This window comes from Streptomyces sp. NPDC096040, from assembly GCF_040303265.1.
Taxonomy (GTDB): Bacteria; Actinomycetota; Actinomycetes; order Streptomycetales; family Streptomycetaceae; genus Streptomyces.
In genome coordinates this window covers 47,866-66,486 of record NZ_JBEOTA010000021.1, presented here as the reverse complement: position 1 = coordinate 66,486, position 18,621 = coordinate 47,866, and the positions used below count along the sequence as shown (strand labels likewise).

The 18,621-nt window shown below is 70.3% G+C and carries 17 protein-coding genes; 12 read left to right on the top strand and 5 right to left on the bottom strand.

Translation table 11 applies throughout. The features are described 5' to 3' along the window. Positions 1–332: 332 nt before the first annotated feature. The gene (locus ABTY98_RS27325) at positions 333–1,010 is read right to left on the bottom strand and encodes a uridine kinase family protein (protein ID WP_352223645.1); all 678 of its coding nucleotides are present in this window, start codon (positions 1,008–1,010) and stop codon (positions 333–335) included. 204 nt (positions 1,011–1,214) lie between these two features. Here ABTY98_RS27325 and ABTY98_RS27320 point away from each other — a divergent pair, with 204 nt between their 5' ends. The 5 genes from ABTY98_RS27320 (at position 1,215) to ABTY98_RS27300 (ending at position 6,214) form a co-directional block, all read left to right on the top strand. Beyond that, positions 1,215–2,165, top strand: coding sequence for a hypothetical protein (locus ABTY98_RS27320; protein ID WP_352223644.1), 951 nt, complete (start codon positions 1,215–1,217; stop codon positions 2,163–2,165). Between the two features lie 71 nt (positions 2,166–2,236). After that, positions 2,237–3,691, top strand: a complete 1,455-nt coding sequence (locus ABTY98_RS27315) for an amino acid permease (protein ID WP_352223736.1) — start codon at positions 2,237–2,239, stop codon at positions 3,689–3,691. Between the two features lie 181 nt (positions 3,692–3,872). Continuing rightward, positions 3,873–5,252: a C39 family peptidase gene (locus tag ABTY98_RS27310; protein WP_352223642.1), complete on the top strand. Its 1,380-nt coding sequence runs from the start codon at positions 3,873–3,875 to the stop codon at positions 5,250–5,252. A gap of 96 nt (positions 5,253–5,348) precedes the next feature. Continuing rightward, positions 5,349–5,489: an SCO1431 family membrane protein gene (locus tag ABTY98_RS27305; RefSeq protein ID WP_352223641.1), complete on the top strand. Its 141-nt coding sequence runs from the start codon at positions 5,349–5,351 to the stop codon at positions 5,487–5,489. A 65-nt stretch (positions 5,490–5,554) separates the two neighbouring features. Beyond that, a complete protein-coding gene (locus ABTY98_RS27300; RefSeq protein WP_352223640.1) occupies positions 5,555–6,214 on the top strand; it encodes a TetR/AcrR family transcriptional regulator in 660 nt (219 codons plus the stop codon). Between the two features lie 58 nt (positions 6,215–6,272). On the opposite strand, the gene ABTY98_RS27295 is transcribed toward ABTY98_RS27300, so the two are convergent. After that, positions 6,273–7,514: a glycoside hydrolase family 18 protein gene (locus tag ABTY98_RS27295; protein WP_352223639.1), complete on the bottom strand. Its 1,242-nt coding sequence runs from the start codon at positions 7,512–7,514 to the stop codon at positions 6,273–6,275. A 329-nt stretch (positions 7,515–7,843) separates the two neighbouring features. On the opposite strand from ABTY98_RS27295, the gene ABTY98_RS27290 reads away from it, so the two are divergent. The 3 genes from ABTY98_RS27290 to ABTY98_RS27280 all read left to right on the top strand — a co-directional run bounded on the left by ABTY98_RS27290 (position 7,844) and on the right by ABTY98_RS27280 (position 11,583). Further along, positions 7,844–9,016: an acyl-CoA dehydrogenase family protein gene (locus tag ABTY98_RS27290; protein ID WP_352223637.1), complete on the top strand. Its 1,173-nt coding sequence runs from the start codon at positions 7,844–7,846 to the stop codon at positions 9,014–9,016. Between the two features lie 351 nt (positions 9,017–9,367). Then, entirely contained in the window at positions 9,368–10,465 is a 1,098-nt protein-coding gene (locus ABTY98_RS27285) for an Rv3169 family protein (RefSeq protein ID WP_352223636.1), read from the top strand. A gap of 14 nt (positions 10,466–10,479) precedes the next feature. Further along, complete coding sequence (locus ABTY98_RS27280) at positions 10,480–11,583, top strand: phosphotransferase family protein (RefSeq protein ID WP_352223635.1); 1,104 nt, start codon at positions 10,480–10,482, stop codon at positions 11,581–11,583. Position 11,584: 1 nt separating this feature from the next. On the opposite strand, the gene ABTY98_RS27275 is transcribed toward ABTY98_RS27280, so the two are convergent. Continuing rightward, entirely contained in the window at positions 11,585–12,043 is a 459-nt protein-coding gene (locus ABTY98_RS27275; RefSeq protein WP_352223634.1) for a hypothetical protein, read from the bottom strand. Positions 12,044–12,310: 267 nt separating this feature from the next. On the opposite strand from ABTY98_RS27275, the gene ABTY98_RS27270 reads away from it, so the two are divergent. The 4 genes from ABTY98_RS27270 (at position 12,311) to fxsA (ending at position 16,508) form a co-directional block, all read left to right on the top strand. Then, entirely contained in the window at positions 12,311–12,751 is a 441-nt protein-coding gene (locus tag ABTY98_RS27270; RefSeq protein ID WP_066997022.1) for an Lrp/AsnC family transcriptional regulator, read from the top strand. An 87-nt stretch (positions 12,752–12,838) separates the two neighbouring features. Next, entirely contained in the window at positions 12,839–14,446 is a 1,608-nt protein-coding gene (locus ABTY98_RS27265) for an amidohydrolase (protein ID WP_352223633.1), read from the top strand. Between the two features lie 589 nt (positions 14,447–15,035). Further along, on the top strand, positions 15,036–15,830 hold the full coding sequence (locus ABTY98_RS27260; protein WP_352223632.1) for a polyprenol monophosphomannose synthase: 795 nt from the start codon (positions 15,036–15,038) through the stop codon (positions 15,828–15,830). A gap of 114 nt (positions 15,831–15,944) precedes the next feature. Then, positions 15,945–16,508 carry an FxsA family membrane protein gene (gene fxsA, locus ABTY98_RS27255; RefSeq protein WP_352223631.1) on the top strand — a complete coding sequence of 188 codons (564 nt, stop codon included), beginning with the start codon at positions 15,945–15,947 and terminating at the stop codon, positions 16,506–16,508. A gap of 114 nt (positions 16,509–16,622) precedes the next feature. Here fxsA and ABTY98_RS27250 read toward each other — a convergent pair whose 3' ends face one another. Together ABTY98_RS27250 and ABTY98_RS27245 are read right to left on the bottom strand one after the other, a co-directional pair. Next, positions 16,623–16,997, bottom strand: a complete 375-nt coding sequence (locus ABTY98_RS27250) for an RNA polymerase-binding protein RbpA (protein WP_010046329.1) — start codon at positions 16,995–16,997, stop codon at positions 16,623–16,625. Between the two features lie 268 nt (positions 16,998–17,265). Next, entirely contained in the window at positions 17,266–18,612 is a 1,347-nt protein-coding gene (locus ABTY98_RS27245; protein WP_352223630.1) for an MFS transporter, read from the bottom strand. Positions 18,613–18,621: the final 9 nt, after the last annotated feature.

Here is an 18,621-nt window from a genome sequence, read left to right as displayed (position 1 = left end):
GCGCGAAGCAGCCGTTCGAAGGTCGCACCGAGGGCATCGTACCTGCGGTTCCACCGCCCACCGAAGGGTGCCGCACAGGCCGTTTGGCGAGGTGGGAGCAGACCGGGCGGACACCGATCGGTGACAGACGGTGAGCGGAGGAGCGCACGCGGCGCACACAAAAGGGGTAAAGGGCAGAACGAAGCCCCCGATCACGGGGGAACAACCGGGGGCTTCGCGTCTGTGAGGCGGCTCCCAAGGGCCGCACATTCAGAACGTAAGTCCTGTACGGCCCTTGGGTCAAGCCGAGTTGAGCTACTGAGGCAACTTCTCGCAGGCGTCTCTTCACAAGTTCAGCACACTGCCGACGGTCCCTCACGGTGAGTGACCACCTGGTCCGGTCCAAACGTCTTCACAGGCCCCGGAAGTACCTCGTACCCCTTCTGCGACTGTGTCACCAGAAGGTCGGCGTACGGTCTTGACGGGTCCTCGGTGAAGTGTGCGTGCTCCGCCCTGACCCATCCGGCCCAGAAGTCCCGCTGTTCCGTGCCGTCCCGCAGCCTGCCCCGGGTCCAGGAGTCCTCCCTCGGCACCTCCATCCACAGCAGCCGCGCCAGGAACGGACGCAGCGCCCGCCGGCCGGCGCCGACGCCCTCGACGAGGATCACAGGCGCCGGTGGCAGCGTGCGGGGCGGGCCGAAGGTGCGGGCACGCCAGTCGTAGGGCGCGTAGTGCGCGGTGTCGCCGCGGCCGAGCGGCTCGATCACCTGGGCCAGCAGCCGGCCGGTCCAGGCGAACAGCTCCTCGTGGCTGGCGATGTCGTCGAGGTGGAGCACCGGCGCCCCGCCCAGCGCGGTGGCCAACCGCTCCGCGAAGGTGGTCTTTCCCGAGCCGGCGTGCCCGTCGACGCCGACGAGGCGGACCGGGCCGCAGGAGGGCGGCAGCTCCTGGAGTGCGGAGGCGAGACGGTGAATGACGATTCCCGAGGTGTGCTGAGGTGTCGCGAGGTGTGGGGTGTTTTCCGGAAACATTCTAGTAGTGCGGCGCATAGCGGGCGTTCGCGGCCCGGAAAAGTAGCGGCTTGAACTAATTTCGAGCCGTTCTCCAGCGACCCGGTCAATATTTCCGGCCCGCTGACCGATATGTCGAAATCGGACGTTTCCCGGTGCGCCCGCCCCTGAGTAGGGTGCCTTCTGCGCGACTTCGACGCGTCGAACGGGGACGGACAGGGGAACATGGCCGCGGAGCTATTCGAGGGGCAGTACGTATGGCACCCGGCGGCCGATGACCGCTTGCTCGCGAGCGTATGCGTGGATGTGCGCGCGGGGAGATATCGGAGCGCCCACGAGGCTCTGGCCGAGACCCGCGCCGACTTCGCCCTGCGCGCCCACCGCTCCCTGGTCCTGGCCTCCGAGGCGGCCGGCAGCGATCTGGTCGAGCGCTGGCTGGCCGAGGAGCCGAGCCCCGAGTCCGCGCTGATGTGGGCCCGGGTGGCCGTGCAGCGGGCGATCCGGGCGGCCGACGCCCACGACGAGCGGGCCGAGGCGCTGGAGCGGATCGCCCTCGCCGCCTGCGACCGGGCCACTGCCCTGAACCCGGCGGACCCCACACCCTGGGCCGCCAAGCTGGCCATGGCCCGGCTGCACCGCCCGCACGACCGCGCCCCCGGCGGCCTGCTGACCTCGCCGCCTGGCCCCTGGCGGCTGTTCGCGCACACCCTCGGTCTCGACCCCTGGCACCGCGAGGCCCACCACCGCTTCCTGTCCTTCTTCTTCACCCGCCACGGCGGCTCGGTCAATGCGGCCTGGGACGTCGCCGCCTTCCTCGCTCAGCGCGCTCCCGCCGACTCGGCGCTACGGCTGCTGCCCCTGGTCGCGCTGGTGGAGAGCCACAACCCCACCCAGCTGCTCGCCGAGCGGGTCTGGGAACAGCCCCAGTGGCGCGCCACCGCGCTGTCGACCTACCACAACTGGCTGCCCACGGTGGCCGGATACCGCTTCACCCCGGTGCTCGACCTGGCCTACCTCGCGCATGCGCTGGCCATGGCCCAGTGCACGTTCGAGGCCCGGGCGGTCTTCACGGTCATGGGGCGGTATGCCTCGCGGATGCCCTGGAGCGTCTTCGGCGAGCCCGCCGACCAGCTCTCCCGTGCCCGCCGCTCCTGCGGTCTGCCCATCCCCTCATAGAGAAAGGCCGGCAAGTGTCAGAACGCACAGCAGAACCCGTCACACTCGACGACGACGCGACCCTGCACGCGATGGGTTATCCGCGCAAACTCACCCGCCGATTCCAGGCGTTCGACAATTTCGCGATCTCCTTCACCATCATCAATATCCTCTCGGGTATTTTCTCGTCCTTCGGATTCGGAATGAACGCGGGGGGCCCCCGCATTCTCGTGTTCGGCTGGATCGGCGTCTGCGTTATGGTGCTGTGCATCGGCGCCGCCATGGCGGAAGTCGCCTCCGCCTACCCGACGAGCGGCGCGCTGTATTTCTCCGCCGGTAAACTCGCCAAACGGCACAAGGGAGCGTGGTCCTGGTACACGGGCTGGCTGAACTTCGTGGGCCAGATCGGCGGTACGGCGGCCACCGGATACGCGGCCGCCACCTTCATCCAGGCCTTCATCGCCCTGCAGTGGCCCTCGTACACGCCGACCGCCCACCAGACGGTCCTGATCACGGCTGTCATCATCGTGGTCGAGGGGCTCGCCAACACCTACACCGTGCAGCTCGTCGCCGTACTGAACCGGATTTCGGTGTGGTGGCTGCTGATCGGACTCGTGGTGATCGTGGGCGCACTGATCGTGATGCCGGACCACCATCAGTCGGCGTCCTTCGTGACGCATTTCGCGAACAACACCGGCTTCACCAACGGCCTTTACGGCGGCATGCTCGGCCTGCTGGTCACCAGCTGGACCTTCACCGGGTTCGACGGCAGCTTCCACATGTCCGAGGAAACGGTCCGGGCGACCGTGAACGCCCCCAGGGGGATCATCCGCTCGATCGGCTATTCGGCGATCACGGGCCTCGTCCTGATGCTCGCGCTGGTGTACAGCATCGGTGACTACGACAAAGTGGCGAGCTCTTCCGCCCCGCCCGTCCAGATTCTCATCGACGGACTCGGCATGGGATGGGCCAAGGCGATGCTGCTCGTCGTCATCGGCGCCATGCTCTTCTGCGGCCTCGCCAACCTCACCAGCAACACCCGGCAGATCTTCGCCTTCTCCCGGGACGGCGCCATGCCCGGCTCCCGCCTGTGGCACTCGGTCTCGCCGCGTACCCGTACGCCCGTCAAGGCCGTATGGCTCGCGGTGGCCTGCTCCCTCGCCCTGGTCGTGCCGGGCTGGTGGTCGCACACGGCGTTCACCGCGATCGTCAGCGTCAACGTCGTCGGACTGTTCCTCGCCTACGCCGTGCCGGTGTTCCTGCGGCTGCGCCTCGGCGACGAGTTCCAGCCGGGGCCGTGGAACCTGGGCCGCTGGAGCAGGCCGGTCGGGTGGCTGGCCGTGACCTGGATCCTGCTGAGCAGTGTCCTGTTCATGCTGCCGCAGGCCTCGCCGATCACCGTCGACACCTTCAACTACGCCCCGATCGCCCTGGCCGCCGTCCTGGTCGTGGCCACGGCCTGGTGGTTCGCCACCGCCCGCCACCGCTTCCAGGGCCCGGTCAGCTACGGCCGCCCCGACGAGGTCGCCGCGATGGACCTCGTCTGACGACGGTGAAGGAGGCCCCGGCCACGCTCCGCGGGCGCCGGGGCCCTTTCAGTGGACGAGACCAATATTGGTGGGCGTGGCATGGGCGGAAGTGCTGGCAGGGGCATGCCGCCTGTTCCATAGTTGGCGCATTGTCTTGCACCGGACCAGAGCGTCGCGCACACCTGGGGGTCTCCCACCCATGAGCAGAGCCGAACAGCCGTCCCGCAGAACAGTTCTGGCCGCCGCGGCCTCCGTCGCGGCGGCCGCCGTGGCACAGGGAGTGGTCCCGGCGGTCCCCGCGGCCGCGGCGCCGGAGACCGGCACCGACGACACCGGCCGGGCCCGGACCCGTCCGGTCGACTACCACTCGTGGACCACCTACGGCAACTGGCGGACCGGCACCGCCAAGGGCGTCAGGGCTGTCGCGGGGGCCCGCCCCGGCGTGGTGATCGGCACCCCGGCCGGTACCACCTCCTACACCGACCCCCACACCGGCACCACCGCCACCTGGGAGTACGGCACCTGGACCGGCCCGGTGCACCAGCTCACCGTCCCCGCCACCGAGACCATCGCCTCCTGGAACGCGGACACCCCGGCCGGCACCTGGATCCAGGTCGAACTGCAGGGCACCTACTCCGACGGCACCGCGACCCCCTGGTACGTGATGGGCCGCTGGGCGGCCGGCGACCAGGACATCAAGCGGACCTCGGTGGACGGCCAGACGGACGGCAGGAGCACCATCTGGACGGACACCTTCGCCATCGACGACGCCACCACCGGCCTGCGGCTCACCTCGTACCAGCTGCGCCTGACCCTCTACCGCAAGCCCGGCACCAAGCTCACCCCGACCGTCTGGCGGCTCGGCGCCATGGGATCGGACATCCCGGACCGCTTCACCGTCCCCGCCTCCACCCCGGGCCTGGCCCAGGAACTGAAGGTCCCGCGCTACTCGCAGGAGATCCACAAGGGCCAGTACCCGGAGTACGACAACGGCGGCGAGGCCTGGTGCAGCCCGACCTCCTCGCAGATGATCGTCGAGTACTGGGGCGGCCGGCTCACCCCCGCGCAACTGGCCTGGGTCGACCCGTCGTACGCCGATCCCCAGGTCTGCCACGCGGCCCGCTACACCTACGACTACCAGTACGCGGGCTGCGGCAACTGGCCGTTCAACGCCGCCTACGCGTCCACCTACAAGGACCTCCAGGGCGTGGTGACGCGACTCGGCTCGCTCACCGACCTGGAGACGCTGATCGCGGCCGGCATCCCGGCCATAACGTCCCAGTCGTTCCTGGAGAGCGAGCTGACGGGCGCCGGTTACGGCACCTCCGGGCACCTGATGACCGTCATCGGCTTCACCGCGGACGGCGACGTGATCGCCAACGACCCCGCCTCGCCCGGCGACGACGCGGTCCGGCGGATCTATCTGCGGCGGGAGTTCGAGAACATCTGGTTGCGCACCAAGCGGTACAACGCCGGCGGCAAGGTCACCTCCGGGACCGGAGGCGTCTGCTACCTCTACTTCCCGGCCTGCCCGACCCCGAGCCGGCTCAAGGCGCTCGCGGCGGTGGGGGTGCGCTGACCAGGCACGACGGCGGCCCCCGTACGGACCGGGGGCCGCTTTCCTGTGACCAAGCTCTCCGCCGCAAAAGCCGCAATCAATGGCATGGTGGACGACATGACCACGCACTCCGCCACCGCCGCCCGCGCCCGCACCGGCGGTCCCAAGGACGACGGCCCGAAGGCCCTGGAACACGTCATGGGCTGGGCCCTTGTCGTGGTCATCGCCATGCTGGTGACCCAACTCGGTCTGCTGTGACCTGACCCACTATCCGACCTGGCATACTGCGAATGTCCCGCAGCCCGCTGAGACCAGGGTCTGAATTGAATATCAGTCAACAACGTGCCGCCGCCCGTCCCCGGGCGCGCGGCACCGAGCGCTCCGTGGCCCGTCGCGCCGAACTCATCGCCATCGGGCGGAAGTTGTTCGCCGACACCTCCTACGACGCGCTCTCCATGGACGACATCGCCAGGCAGGCGCATGTCGCCAAAGGGCTGATCTACTACTACTTCCAGTCCAAGCGCGGCTACTACCTGGCGATCATCCAGGACTCCGTCGCCGACCTGGTCGCCTATGCCGCGAGCGGCCTGGAACTGCCTCAGGTGGACCGCGTCCACCGCACCATCGACAGCTACCTGCGCTACGCCGAGTACCACCAGGCCGCGTACCGCACGATCGTCAGCGGGGGCGTCGGCTTCGACACCGAGGTGCACGCCATCCGGGACGGGGTGCGCGAGGCGATGGTCGCGACCATCGCCGAAGGCGCCTACGGCCGCACCGACATCGCCCCGCTCGCCAGGATGGGCCTGCTCTCCTGGCTGTGCAGCGTGGAGGGCGCCACTCTCGACTGGATCGCCCACTCCGAACTCTCCCGGGAGACCATGCGCGAGCTGCTGGTCAAGACGCTCGGCGGCACCATGCGCGCCATCGAGGAACTGGACCCCGCCTACCGCGCCCCGGCCCCGGCCCGCCGGGACACCTGACACGTGCAAGGGGCGGAGGTCTCGTGGAACCCCCGCCCCAAGCCCCCCGTGACGGGGGTCAGTTGACGGCCTTGACCAGCTCACCGTTGGCGGTGTCACCGCTCAGCTCCCAGACGAAGGTGCCGCCCAGTCCCTGCTGGTTCTTGTACGTCATCTTGGTCGCGATGGCCGCCGGGGTGTCGTAACTCCACCAGTCGCTGCCGCACTTGGCGTATGCCGTACCGCCCACCGTGCCGGTCGCCGGGCACTTGGTCCTGAGCACCTTGTAGTCCTCGATGCCCTGCTCGTACGTCCCTGCCGCCGGGCCGGTCGCCGTGCCGCCGGGGGCCGCCTGGGTCACTCCGGTCCAGCCGCGGCCGTAGAAGCCGATGCCGAGCAGCAGCTTGGACGCCGGGATGCCGAGGCCCCTCAGCTTGGCGATGGTCGCCGAGGTGTAGAAGTTCGCCTTGGGGATGCCCGGGTAGGACTTCAGCGGCGAGTGCGGGGCCGTCGGCCCGGTCGCGTCCCAGGCGCCGAAGTAGTCGTACGTCATCGGGTTGTACCAGTCGACGTACTGCGCGGCGCCCGCGTAGTCGGCCGCGTCGATCTTGCCGCCGCTGGTCGCGTCGGCGGTGATCGCGGCCGTGACCAGCGCACTGCTGCCGAACTTCGAGCGCAGCGCCGCCATCAGGTTCTTGAAGGCCTCCCGGCCGCTGGTGTCACAGGTGTTGCCGCAGGCGTTCGGGTACTCCCAGTCGATGTCGATGCCGTCGAAGACACCCGCCCACTTGGAGTTCCTCACCAGGTCGTAGCAGGACTGGGCGAAGGCGGCCGGGTTCCTGGCGGCCTCGGCGAACCCGCTCGACCAGGTCCAGCCGCCGAAGGACCAGAGGATCCTGAGGTTCGGGTGCTTCTTCTTCAGCTTCAGCAGCTGGTTGAAGTTGCCGCGCAGTGGCTGGTCCCAGGTGTCCGCGACCCCGTCCACCGACTCGGCGGCGGTGTGGGCGCGGTCGGTCGCCGCGTACGAGTCACCCATCGCGCACTTGCCGCCGGTGACATTGCCGAAGGCGTAGTTGATGTGGGTGAGCTTCGCGGCCGAGCCGGAGGTCTCGACATTCTTGACCAGGTACTTGCGGTCGTAGACGCCCCATTCCGTGAAGTAGCCGAAGACCTTCGAGCCGGCTTTCACCTGGGGAGCCGACGGGGCGGACGGGGCCGCTGCGGACGCCGTGTCCGCGCCGGCCAGCAGCCCGGCGCCTAGGAAGGCACAACAGACCGCGGAGAGCAGCGCCCGGAACCGGGAGCGGTGAGGGATGTGCATCGGGTGTCTCCTCCTGGGGGAGAGGGGAACGCGCGCCGATTGGCATGAACGCGGTAAAGCGTTGGTCATGAACCCTAGGAGGACTAGACCAGTCGGGTCAATGGTTCGGACCAATTTCGGGGCGGACGAATGTTGTCCTGGAATTCGAGAAGTAAGCGGTCGTTAACTGGTGACGGAAGGTCCCCGATCGGGCATACTCACTGCGCAGCCGCTGGTCAGCAGGTCCGTGACCCGGAACGCCCACCTCGGCCGCACTCGAACGACAGGCGGAGCCGCCCCTACCCGACGGGCGGTGACCGCCGGTGCCCGACAGGGAGGAGACCGACGCCATGTCCGACCGCGACCCGCAGCCGGTGGAGCGTCAGCTGCCCACGGAAGAGGCGAGGGAACTGCTCTCGCTCGTCCGGGAGATCGCCCAGCGCGAGATCGCGCCCAGGGCGGCCGAGGAGGAGGACACCGGACGCTTCCCGCGCGACGTCTTCACCCTGCTCTCCGAGTCAGGCCTGCTCGGTCTGCCGTACGACTCGGAGTACGGCGGCGGTGACCAGCCCTACGAGGTCTACCTCCAGGTCCTGGAGGAGCTGGCCACGGCCCGCCTCACCGTCGGCCTCGGGGTCAGCGTGCACACCCTCGCGAGCTACGCGCTCGCCGCCTACGGCACCAAGCAGCAGCAGGTCGAGCACCTGCCCGGGATACTCGGCGGCGGCCTGCTCGGCGCCTACTGCCTGTCCGAGCCGGCCTCCGGCTCCGACGCGGCCTCCCTGCGCACGAAGGCGGTCAGGGACGGCGGCGACTGGGTGATCAACGGCACCAAGGCCTGGATCACCCACGGTGGCATCGCCGACTTCTACACGGTCATGGCGCGCACCGGCGAGGAGGGCTCGCACGGGATCACCGCCTTCCTGGTCCCCGGTGACGCCGAGGGGCTGAGCGGCGCGGTTCCCGAGAGGAAGATGGGCATGAAGGGGTCGCCCACCGCCCAGGTCCACCTCGATGACGTCCGGGTCCCCGACGAGCGGCGGCTCGGCGAGGAGGGCCAGGGCTTCGCCATCGCGCTGTCCGCACTGGACTCCGGCCGGCTCGGCATCGCGGCCTGCGCGATCGGCCTGGCCCAGGCGGCCCTGGACGAGGCCGTCGCCTATGCCTCCGGCCGGCGGCAGTTCGGCCACCCCATCGCTGACTTCCAGGGCCTGCGCTTCATGATCGCCGACATGGCCACCCAGATCGAGGCCGGCCGGGCCCTCTACCTCGCGGCGGCCCGGCTGCGCGACGCGGGCCGGCCGTTCGCGAAGCAGGCCGCCATGGCCAAGCTGCACTGCACCGACACCGCGATGAAGGTGACCACCGACGCCGTCCAGATACTCGGCGGCTACGGCTACACCGCCGACTTCCCGGTCGAGCGCTATATGCGCGAGGCCAAGGTCCTGCAGATCGTCGAGGGCACCAACCAGATCCAGCGGATGGTCATCGCCCGTCATGTGGCGGGGCCGGAAAGTCGCTGAACTGCCCGCGTGTGACCGTCGGAGCCGCCAGCCTGACCCACTCCGGGTCATGGCGGCCCGGCAGGGTGCGGCCCCGGTCGGCCCAGATCCGCAGGAGGTCGCGGTAGATGGGCGGATCCTGCGGCACGGGAGGCGGAACCGATTCCGCGGGCGGGGGCACAAAGATCCGGCGCTGACGGCCGAGCACGGAGTAGGTGGTCGTCATGCCTGGCCAACGCGGGGGCGGCCGCCCTGGTCACCGATCCCCCGAATCGTGCGTGAGTTCGTGGGCGTCCCGTTCCGCATCTGGCTTGTCCCCGTTTTCTGACGTACCGTCAGCCGGACCGTCTCCAGCCTCCGGGGAGGCCCGACATGGCCGACGACCGTCCCGTACCGCTCGACGAGTACCCCGTGCACCAGGTGCCGCTGTCCATGAAGCATGTCGCCACCGGGGACCGGAACGCCTACGACCGCTGCATCTTCCACGTCTTCGACCACAGCGGCCGCGCCCTGCTCATCCTCGGCCTCGGCGTCTACCCGAACCTCGGGGTGATCGACGCCTACGCCACCCTGCGCACCGGGGACACCCTGCACGCGGTACGCGCCTCGGACGCCCTCGGTGACGACCGGATGCGGCCGGCGGTCGGCCCGCTGCGCATCGAGGTCGAGGAGCCCCTCCGGCGCTTCCGCCTGACCTGTGAGGACTCGTTTTCGTACGACCTCACCTGGACCGCCGACTTCCCGGCTCTGTGGGAGCCGCACCACCTGCAACGCCGGGGCGACCGGCTGACGTTGGAGGGCCGCAGGTTCGTGCAGGCCGGGGGAGTGTCCGGGGTGATCCGGGCCGGCGGCGAGGAGTTCCGCCTCGACCCCGCCGGCTGGACCGGCACCCGCGACCGCAGCTGGGGCGTGCGCCCGATACCGGGGGAGGAGGGCGGTCGGCTCGCCCAGGAGAACCCGACCGAGGGCTTCCACTGGGTCTGGTGCCCGGTCCGCTTCGAGGACCGCTTCCTCATGGTCATCACCCAGGAGGACGCCGACGGCTACCGCACCCTCAACGACGCCACCCTGGTCCGCCCCGGCCGACGCGACCGCCAACTCGGCTGGCCGCAGCCCGAGATCACCTACCGCTCCGGCTCCCGCCACCCCGAGCGTGCCGTCGTCCACCTCGGGGACCCGCGCAAGCCCCAGGAGCTCGAGGTGGAGATCCTCGCCTCGTCGCCGCTCGCGATCGGTGCCGGCTACCCACCGGCGGACGACTGGCAGCACGGCACCTGGCAGGGCCACGCCTGGGTGGACCGCCGTACCTACGACATGACCGCGCCGCACCCCCGCGCGGCCTACGGCGTCACCGACCACTCCGCCCGCTTCCGCCTGGACGGCCGGGTCGGTCACGGCATCTTCGAGCACGGCTCGTTCGGCAGACACGATCCGAGCGGCTTCACCGGCTTCGACTCGGTGGCGCCCTGAAGGAGGAGGCCGGGATGACGACGACACCGCGCCCGCGCACCACGACGCGCGACCCAGAGGACCTCACCCGCCGGCTGACCGCCTGGCTGGACGCCCGGCTCCCCGGCGCCAAGGCCGTCGGCGTCACGGTCCCCGCCTCCAACGGCATGTCCAGCGAGACCCTGCTGTTCGAGATCGAGCACCCCCACCCTCCGCTGCGGGACTGCGCGTTGAGACTGGCCGCGGACCCGTCGGCGTACACGGTCTTCCCGTCGTACGATCTCACCCGCCAGTACCGCACCATGCGGCTGGTCGCCGAACACACGGATGTGCCGGTGCCCCGCGTCCTCTGGCTGGAGGAGGACCCCGGACCGCTCGGCGCGCCCTTCTTCGTCATGGAACGGGTCGACGGACGCGTCCCACCCGACGTCATGCCCTATACGTACGAGGGGAACTGGCTGCACTCGGCGAGCGATACCGAACGCGAGCGGCTCGAAGCGGCCTCCGTCGCCCTGTTGGCCCGGCTGCACGACCAAGTCCCGATCGCGGAGACGCAGTTCCTCGCCCTGCCCGGCGAGGGCGACGCCCTGCGCCGGCATGTCGACTCCCAACGCACCTACTACGACTGGGTGGTGGACGGACTCGCCCGCTCACCCCTGATCGAGGCCGCGTTCGACCGGCTTGCGGAGCTGTGGCCCAGCGAGCCCGGCCCACCGGTCCTCAACTGGGGCGACGCACGCATAGGGAACGTCGTCTACGACGGCTTCGACCCCGTAGCCGTCCTCGACTGGGAGATGGCGGCACCGGCGCCGCGCGAGGTGGACCTCGGCTGGACCGTCTATCTGCACCGCTTCTTCCAGGACCTCACGGCCGCCTCCGGACAGCCGGGACTGCCCGGGTTCCTGCGCCGCGACCGCGTCGAGGCCCGCTACGCACGGCTGACCGGGCACACCCCGCGGGACATGGACTTCCACACCCTGTACGCCGCCCTGCGGCACGCGATCGTCATGCTGCGCATCGCCTATAGGCAGGTGTACTTCGGTGAGGTCGCCGTCCCGCCGGATCCGGACACGCTGATCCTGCACCACGGCAGTCTGCGCGCCATGGTGCATGGCAGCTACTGGGATGCGGTGCGGTGACTCAGGCAGCCTGACGGCCGGCGGTGCTCCCGCCGATGCGCATCGCCGGTACGCGCATCGGGCGCGAGGCCGGGCCGCCGACGTGCGAGAAGGGCTGCGTCCGCCAGTTCAGACCCTGCGGGAGGGTGAGCAGGAGGGCGGTGTCCTGCTCCTGCGGCTCGACCGACTCGTCCGCGGACGGGGCCTCGGCCGCCGCGCGGCCCGTACCGGCACAGACCGTCAGGCCGAACGGGTTCCACGGCGAGGCGCACAGCGCGTGCTCCGGGAGGAACTCCTCGTCCGCCAGCAGGGCGATGGGCTGCGCGCAGTCCGGGCACACCACCCGGTACATCTCGAAGGTGTCGTACGCGTCCGGTTCCTCGGCCTCGTAGAGGTCGGGTTCGACGCCCTCCGGCTCGGGCTCGACAACCAACTGAGGGCGCTCGGACGTGGAACGACCAGGGCGCTTAAGACTCTGCATGGGTAACTCCCCCTCGGGCTGGGCCGTGAAGGCACTGCGGCCTCGACCACAGCAAGCACTTCCCGTCCGGTCTCGGCGGTAATCACGAGACCGTCACGGAGCCCGTTCGGGGGCTGTGGCGTTCGTCACATGCCGCCCGCAGGTGCCCGGTGCGGTGTTTTTGTCCCTCCGCCGGCTCACCACCAGCCCTCGGTGACATCACGAACCGGCCATGACCTGCGTCGCTGAGGTATCCCAGGAGATCAGGCGCACTGTAGTTTTTGCGCCATGGAGGAGCTGGACCGTCAAATCGTGCAGCTGCTCGTCAAGGACGGGCGGATGAGCTACACCGACCTGGGCAAGGCCACGGGCCTTTCCACGTCGGCCGTGCACCAGCGGGTGCGCCGGCTGGAACAGCGCGGCGTCATCCGCGGCTATGCCGCGGTCGTCGACCCGGAGGCCGTCGGGCTGCCCATGACGGCGTTCATCTCGGTGAAACCGTTCGACCCCAGCGCACCCGACGACATCGCGGACCGCCTGGCCGGCGTCCCCGAGATCGAGGCGTGCCACAGCGTGGCCGGCGACGAGAACTACATCCTCAAGGTGCGAGTGGCGACCCCGCACGAACTGGAGGAGCTGCTGGCCAGGCTGCGCAGCCTGGCGGGTGTGTCGACGCGGACGACGGTGGTGCTCTCGACACCGTACGAGGCACGGCCGCCGAAGATCTGACTGCCACTGCTGTGCCGACCACGCCGGGGGCCGCGCAAAGACGCCCCAGGTGCGGCTCCGGCGTCGCGGCACGACAAACTGTCGGCTATGAGTGATCGCACCGACCAGCCGAAGACCGTCCTCCTGCGCCGCGGTGAGGTGCACAGTCCCGCCGATCCGTTCGCGACTGCGATGGTCGTGGAGCGGGGGCAGGTCGCATGGGTCGGCTCCGAGGGTGCTGCCGACGCCTTCACGGACGGGGTCGACGAGGTCCTCGACCTGGACGGTGCCCTGGTCACCCCCGCCTTCACCGACGCCCACGTCCACACCACCTCGACGGGTCTCGCCCTGACCGGCCTCGACCTGTCCGGGGCCGGCTCCCGGGACGCGGCCCTCGCGCTGGTACGTGACTTCGCCGCCCGCCGCCCGGACGACCGGGTGCTGCTCGGACACGGCTGGGACGCCTCCCGCTGGTCCGACGGCCGCCCCCCGGCCCGCGCCGAGCTGGACGCGGCCACCGGGGGACGCCCGCTCTATCTCTCCCGGATCGACGTGCACTCGGCGGTCGTCAGTACGGCCCTGCTGGACCTGGCCGCCGGCGCGGTGCCCCGGGAGGACGCCCCGCTCACCGGCGACGCCCACCACGCCGTACGCGCCGCCGCGTTCGCGGCCGTGACGCCCGCGCAGCGCGCCGAGGCCCAGCGCACCGCCCTCGCACACGCGGCCTCCCTCGGTATCGGCACCGTCCATGAGTGCGGCGGCCCGAAGATCTCCTCCGAGGACGACTTCACCGGCCTGCTGCGGCTCGCCGCGGAGGTACCCGGCCCCCGGGTCGTCGGCTACTGGGCGGAGGCGGACGCCGACAAGGCGCGGGAACTGGGCGCGCTCGGCGCCGCCGGTGACCTCTTCGTCGACGGAGCCCTCGGCTCGCACACCGCCTGTCTGCACGAGCCCTACGCCGACGCGGGCCACACCACGGGTTCCGCCTATCTGGACGCGGCCGCCGTCGCCGCCCACGTCATCGCCTGCACCGAGGCCGGCCTCCAGGCGGGCTTCCACGCCATCGGTGACGCCGCCGTGAGCGCCGTCGTGGAGGGCGTACGCGCCGCCGCCGAGAAGGTCGGCCCTGCCCGTGTCCGCGCCGCCCGGCACCGCGTCGAGCACGCCGAGATGCTCACGCCCGAGCACATCGCCGCCTTCGCCGAGTTCGGTCTGATCGCTTCCGTGCAGCCCGCCTTCGACGCGCTGTGGGGCGGCGAGGACGGCATGTACGCCCAGCGGCTCGGCGCCGAGCGGGCCCGCACCCTCAACCCCTACGCGGCCCTCCTCAAGGCCGGGGTGCCGCTCGCCTTCGGCTCCGACAGCCCGGTCACCCCGCTCGACCCCTGGGGGACCGTCCGCGCCGCGGCCTTCCATCACACGCCCGAGCACCGGGTCTCCGTACGCGCCGCGTTCACCGCGCACACGCGGGGCGGCTGGCGGGCGGTCGGCCGGGACGACGCGGGCGTCCTGGTGCCGGGCGCGCCCGCCGACTACGCGGTCTGGCGCATCGAGGAACTGGTGGTGCAGGCGCCGGACGACCGGGTCGCCCGCTGGTCCACCGACCCGCGCTCCGGCACCCCCGGCCTGCCCGATCTGACCCCGGGCCGCGAGCTGCCGGTCTGTCTGCGCACCGTGGTGGGCGGCCGGACCGTGTTCGTACGACCGGGCGAGTGACCAGGCCGCATTCGTACGGCCGGGCGAGTGATCTCCCGGGGTGGCGCGGCCGTGATCGACGGCCGCGGCCCCGTCGCGCGACCTGCGCATCCTCCGCGCTGACCAGGGGTTTGATGCCGTTTATGCAGGTCAAACGGCTGTTGACAGCCAGCGGCAGCGGGCCGGTAGGTTCGGCCGAGTCCACCACCGGACGCCCGACCGGGGAGCAGTTCGCGCACTCGTCGCAGCGCCGCTGGGTCAGGGACGGCGCCCCGCACCGGGGCACCGTCACTGGGAGCCAGGCTCAGCGCCCGCGCCGACGAGGGAACGTTCCGGCCGGTCGGGAGGTGTGACCCGGGTGGGGCCCGGGCGCTCAGTAGACAACGGCCTTTCGGTCGACCCGCAGCCAGCGGGTCCGAGGTCGGCCCGAAGGGCGCCGGGCCCCCATCCGTAGTCGAACGACATGCCGAAATCGCGGATGACCGTCACCCGAAACGGGCATCCTTACCCCGTTCTTGCGGAATCGACACCACCATACGAACGCGCTGTCACGTCAGTGCAGGCCGTGGCCACTATGGTGGTCCCCTGCGTACGACATGAAGGGGCAGCAGTGAACGACGGCGACGGGACCCTCGCGGCACAGGCCCAGGAGAGGCGGTTCGGCCCGCTCGGCACGGCCTTGGTGATCATCCCCACGTACAACGAGGCGGAGAACATCAAGTCCATCGTCGGCCGGGTGCGCCAGGCCGTCCCCGAGGCCCACGTTCTGGTGGCGGACGACAACAGCCCCGACGGCACGGGCAAGCTCGCCGACGAACTGGCCGCCGAGGACGACCACGTCCAGGTGCTGCACCGCAAGGGCAAGGAGGGCCTGGGCGCCGCCTACCTAGCGGGCTTCCGGTGGGGCATGGACAACGGCTACGGCGTGCTCGTCGAGATGGACGCCGACGGCTCCCACCAGCCGGAGGAGCTGCCCCGCCTGCTCACCGCGCTGAAGGGCGCCGACCTGGTGCTCGGCTCCCGCTGGGTGCCCGGCGGCCGGGTGGTGAACTGGCCCAAGTCCCGCGAGTTCATCTCCCGCGGCGGCAGCCTCTACTCCCGCGTCGCCCTCGACCTCCCCATCCGCGACATCACCGGCGGCTACCGCGCCTTCCGCCGCGAGACCCTGGAGGGCCTGGGCCTCGACGAGGTCGCCTCGCAGGGCTACTGCTTCCAGGTCGACCTGGCCCGCCGCGCCGTCAAGGCCGGCTTCCATGTCGTCGAGGTGCCCATCACCTTCGTCGAGCGGGAGTTCGGCGACTCCAAGATGAGCCGCGACATCCTTGTCGAGGCGCTGTGGCGGGTCACCTCGTGGGGCGTCACCGACCGGCTGGGCAAGATGACCGGCAAGGGCAAGCCGTCCTAGCGGGCGCCCGCGTCCTGGCGAGTACAGCCGTCACAGCGGGGGCCCGGAAACCTCACAGTTCCGGTTGATCATCCCCTTATCCCGCGCTGAGCCGGGCCCAGGCACACTGGGAGCATGACGACTGGCGCGCAGAACCCTCCGCACACCACCCGGCCCCGCCGTTCTCGGCTCGGCAGATATCTGCCGCTGGGCGTGGCCGCATGGCTGGTGCTGGAGATCTGGCTGCTGACGGTGGTCGCGGGCGCGGCGGGCGGAATGACCGTGTTCCTGCTGCTGGTGGCGGGCTTCGTCGCAGGGGCCGTGGTGATCAAGCGGGCCGGCCGTCGTGCCTTCCAGAGCCTCAACGAGGCCATCCAGCGCGGCGGCTCCCCGGAGCGCGGCGGTGGCAACGGCCTGATGATGCTGGGCGGCCTGCTCCTCATGATCCCCGGCCTGGTCTCCGACGCCCTCGGCCTGCTGCTCCTGCTGCCCCCGGTCCAGAAGGCGGTCTCCCGCCTCACGGAACGCACCCTCGACCGCAAACTCCGCGCGTCCGCCCCCGGCACCCTGGGCGACGCCTTCCAGCGTGCCCGCATCCACCGCCCGGACGGCAAGGTGGTCCAGGGCGAGGTGATCCGCGACGACGGCCCCCGGCCGGGCGACGAGCCGACGGGGGAGCGGCCGCCGCTGACCCGCTGACGGCAGCCCCGGAGCCGGTCGACCCGGGACGCCCGCAGACAGAACGAGGGCGCCGTACGTTCACGGAACGTACGGCGCCCTCGATTGGTTGTGTCGGCTTCCCGTTACACGGAACTATGCGGACTTACGGCTGTCCCGGGGATGAATCGCGATGTTCATCGCGCCGGAGCGCAGAACCGCCAGACGCTCCTCGAGGACCTCTTCGAGTTCCTCACGGGTGCGTCGCTCCATCAGCATGTCCCAGTGGGTACGCGCGGGCTTGGCCTTCTTCTCTTCAGGGCCGTCGCCGTCCACGAGGAGTGCCTGGGCCCCGCAGACCTTGCACTCCCACTCCGGCGGGATCTCCGCCTCGACCGAGAAGGGCATCTCGAAGCGATGCCCCTTCTCGCATGCGTACTCCACGGCCTGGCGCGGGGCCAGGTCGATACCGCGGTCCGTCTCGTAGCTGGTCACTACGAGGCGCGTACCGCGAAGAGCTCGCTCACTCATGAATCGTGCCTCCCGGGCTTGTCGCCCACAGGACAGGTGTCGCTGTCGTCGTCATCCGGTCAACGTCCGGTCGGCGGTAAAGATTCCCGTTCAGGGTCATGCGTCGCCGTCGTAGCCGCCCCTTGTTGTACCCACCGGCGCCCGGTTTGTCACATCTGCTAGCAGATGTCACCCAGCGTTTCTGCATCTTTGACGCGCAGTAACGGTACGCCTGGCAGGCCAAACGCGTACACTACCGCCCTTTGGCGTTGAACGCTAAATCTTCCCGCTAGATCCTCTGTGGGACCGGGTTGCCGGCCTCGCCGATCGCCCGCCGCACCGGAACCCGCGCGAGCAGCGCGAACCCGATGACGAAGAAGGCCACCAGCGAGATGATCGCCGAGCGGTAGCTTCCGGACAGCTGGAAGGTGATCCCGAACAACAGAGGTCCCAGCCAGCTCATCCCCCGATCGCTCATCTCGTACGCCGCGAAGTACTCGGCTTCTTTCCCGGGCGGTACGAGATGCGAGAACAGGGAGCGGGACAGCGCCTGGCTGCCGCCCAGGACGAGACCGATACCCGCCGCGAGGACGAAGAACCACACCGGTGCCTTCGCCGGCAGGAAGTACCCGGCCGCCAGGGTCACCGTCCACGCCACCAGCGACCCGAGGATCGTGCGCTTCGCCCCGTACGTCCTCGCCAGCCGCCCCATCGTCAGCGCGCCGGCCACCGCCAGCACCTGCACCAGCAGGACGGCCCCGATGAGCGTCGACTGACCGAGCCCGAGCTCCTGGGAGCCGTAGACGGACGCTTGGGAGATCACGGTCTGGATGCCGTCGTTGTAGACGAGGTACGCCAGCAGGAAGGACAGCGTCAACGGATGACGGCGCATGTCCCGGACGGTCGCCGTGAGTTGACGCAGCCCGGGCGCCGTCGCCTCGGCCGCCCTGCCGGCCCGGTCGCGCAGCCGTCGTAGCGGTACGAGGGTGAAGGCGCCCCACCACAGACCCGCCGCGGCCAGGCAGATGCGGACCGCCTCCGTCTCGGACAGGCCGAAGGAGTCGTGCGCGGAGTACAGGACCAGGTCGGCTATCAGCACCAGGGAACCGGCCGCGTAGCCGAAGGCCCAGCCCCGGGAGGAGATCGTGTCGCGTTCCTCGGGCGGGGCGATCTGCGGGAGGTAGGAGTTGTACAGCATCAGGGCGACGGACTGGGCGGCGTTCGCCACGATCAGCAGCACCCCGCCGAGCAGATAGCGGTCGCCGTCGAGGAAGAACATGCCCGTGGTCGCCACGGCCCCGGTGTACGCGGCCGCGCCGAGCAGCTGCTTCTTGCGGCCGGTGCGGTCGGCCAAGCTGCCCACCAGGGGCATCAGCACGACCGCCAGGATCACCGACAGGCAGACCGAGTAGGCGAAGAAGGAGCCCGCCCGGACCGGGATGCCGAGCGGATGCACATAGCCGTCGGCGTCGGCCGCGTGGTCGGTCACCGAGCTGAGGTAAGGGCCGAGGAACACGGTGAGGACACTCGTCGAGTAGACCGAGCACGCCCAGTCGTAGAAGTACCAGCCGCGCTGTTCGCGGCGCAGCTCGGTGACCTCGTCCGAGGCCCCCGTCCGCACGGTTTCGGTGCCCACCCGTGCCCT

Coding starts and splice junctions, on each gene's coding strand:
- ABTY98_RS27325 (WP_352223645.1), bottom strand. CDS start 1,010: ATGTTTCCGGAAAACACCCCACACCTCGCGACACCTCAGCACACCTCG.
- ABTY98_RS27320 (WP_352223644.1), top strand. CDS start 1,215: ATGGCCGCGGAGCTATTCGAGGGGCAGTACGTATGGCACCCGGCGGCC.
- ABTY98_RS27315 (WP_352223736.1), top strand. CDS start 2,237: ATGGGTTATCCGCGCAAACTCACCCGCCGATTCCAGGCGTTCGACAAT.
- ABTY98_RS27310 (WP_352223642.1), top strand. CDS start 3,873: ATGAGCAGAGCCGAACAGCCGTCCCGCAGAACAGTTCTGGCCGCCGCG.
- ABTY98_RS27305 (WP_352223641.1), top strand. CDS start 5,349: ATGACCACGCACTCCGCCACCGCCGCCCGCGCCCGCACCGGCGGTCCC.
- ABTY98_RS27295 (WP_352223639.1), bottom strand. CDS start 7,514: ATGCACATCCCTCACCGCTCCCGGTTCCGGGCGCTGCTCTCCGCGGTC.
- ABTY98_RS27290 (WP_352223637.1), top strand. CDS start 7,844: ATGTCCGACCGCGACCCGCAGCCGGTGGAGCGTCAGCTGCCCACGGAA.
- ABTY98_RS27285 (WP_352223636.1), top strand. CDS start 9,368: ATGGCCGACGACCGTCCCGTACCGCTCGACGAGTACCCCGTGCACCAG.
- ABTY98_RS27280 (WP_352223635.1), top strand. CDS start 10,480: ATGACGACGACACCGCGCCCGCGCACCACGACGCGCGACCCAGAGGAC.
- ABTY98_RS27275 (WP_352223634.1), bottom strand. CDS start 12,043: ATGCAGAGTCTTAAGCGCCCTGGTCGTTCCACGTCCGAGCGCCCTCAG.
- ABTY98_RS27270 (WP_066997022.1), top strand. CDS start 12,311: ATGGAGGAGCTGGACCGTCAAATCGTGCAGCTGCTCGTCAAGGACGGG.
- ABTY98_RS27265 (WP_352223633.1), top strand. CDS start 12,839: ATGAGTGATCGCACCGACCAGCCGAAGACCGTCCTCCTGCGCCGCGGT.
- fxsA (WP_352223631.1), top strand. CDS start 15,945: ATGACGACTGGCGCGCAGAACCCTCCGCACACCACCCGGCCCCGCCGT.
- ABTY98_RS27250 (WP_010046329.1), bottom strand. CDS start 16,997: ATGAGTGAGCGAGCTCTTCGCGGTACGCGCCTCGTAGTGACCAGCTAC.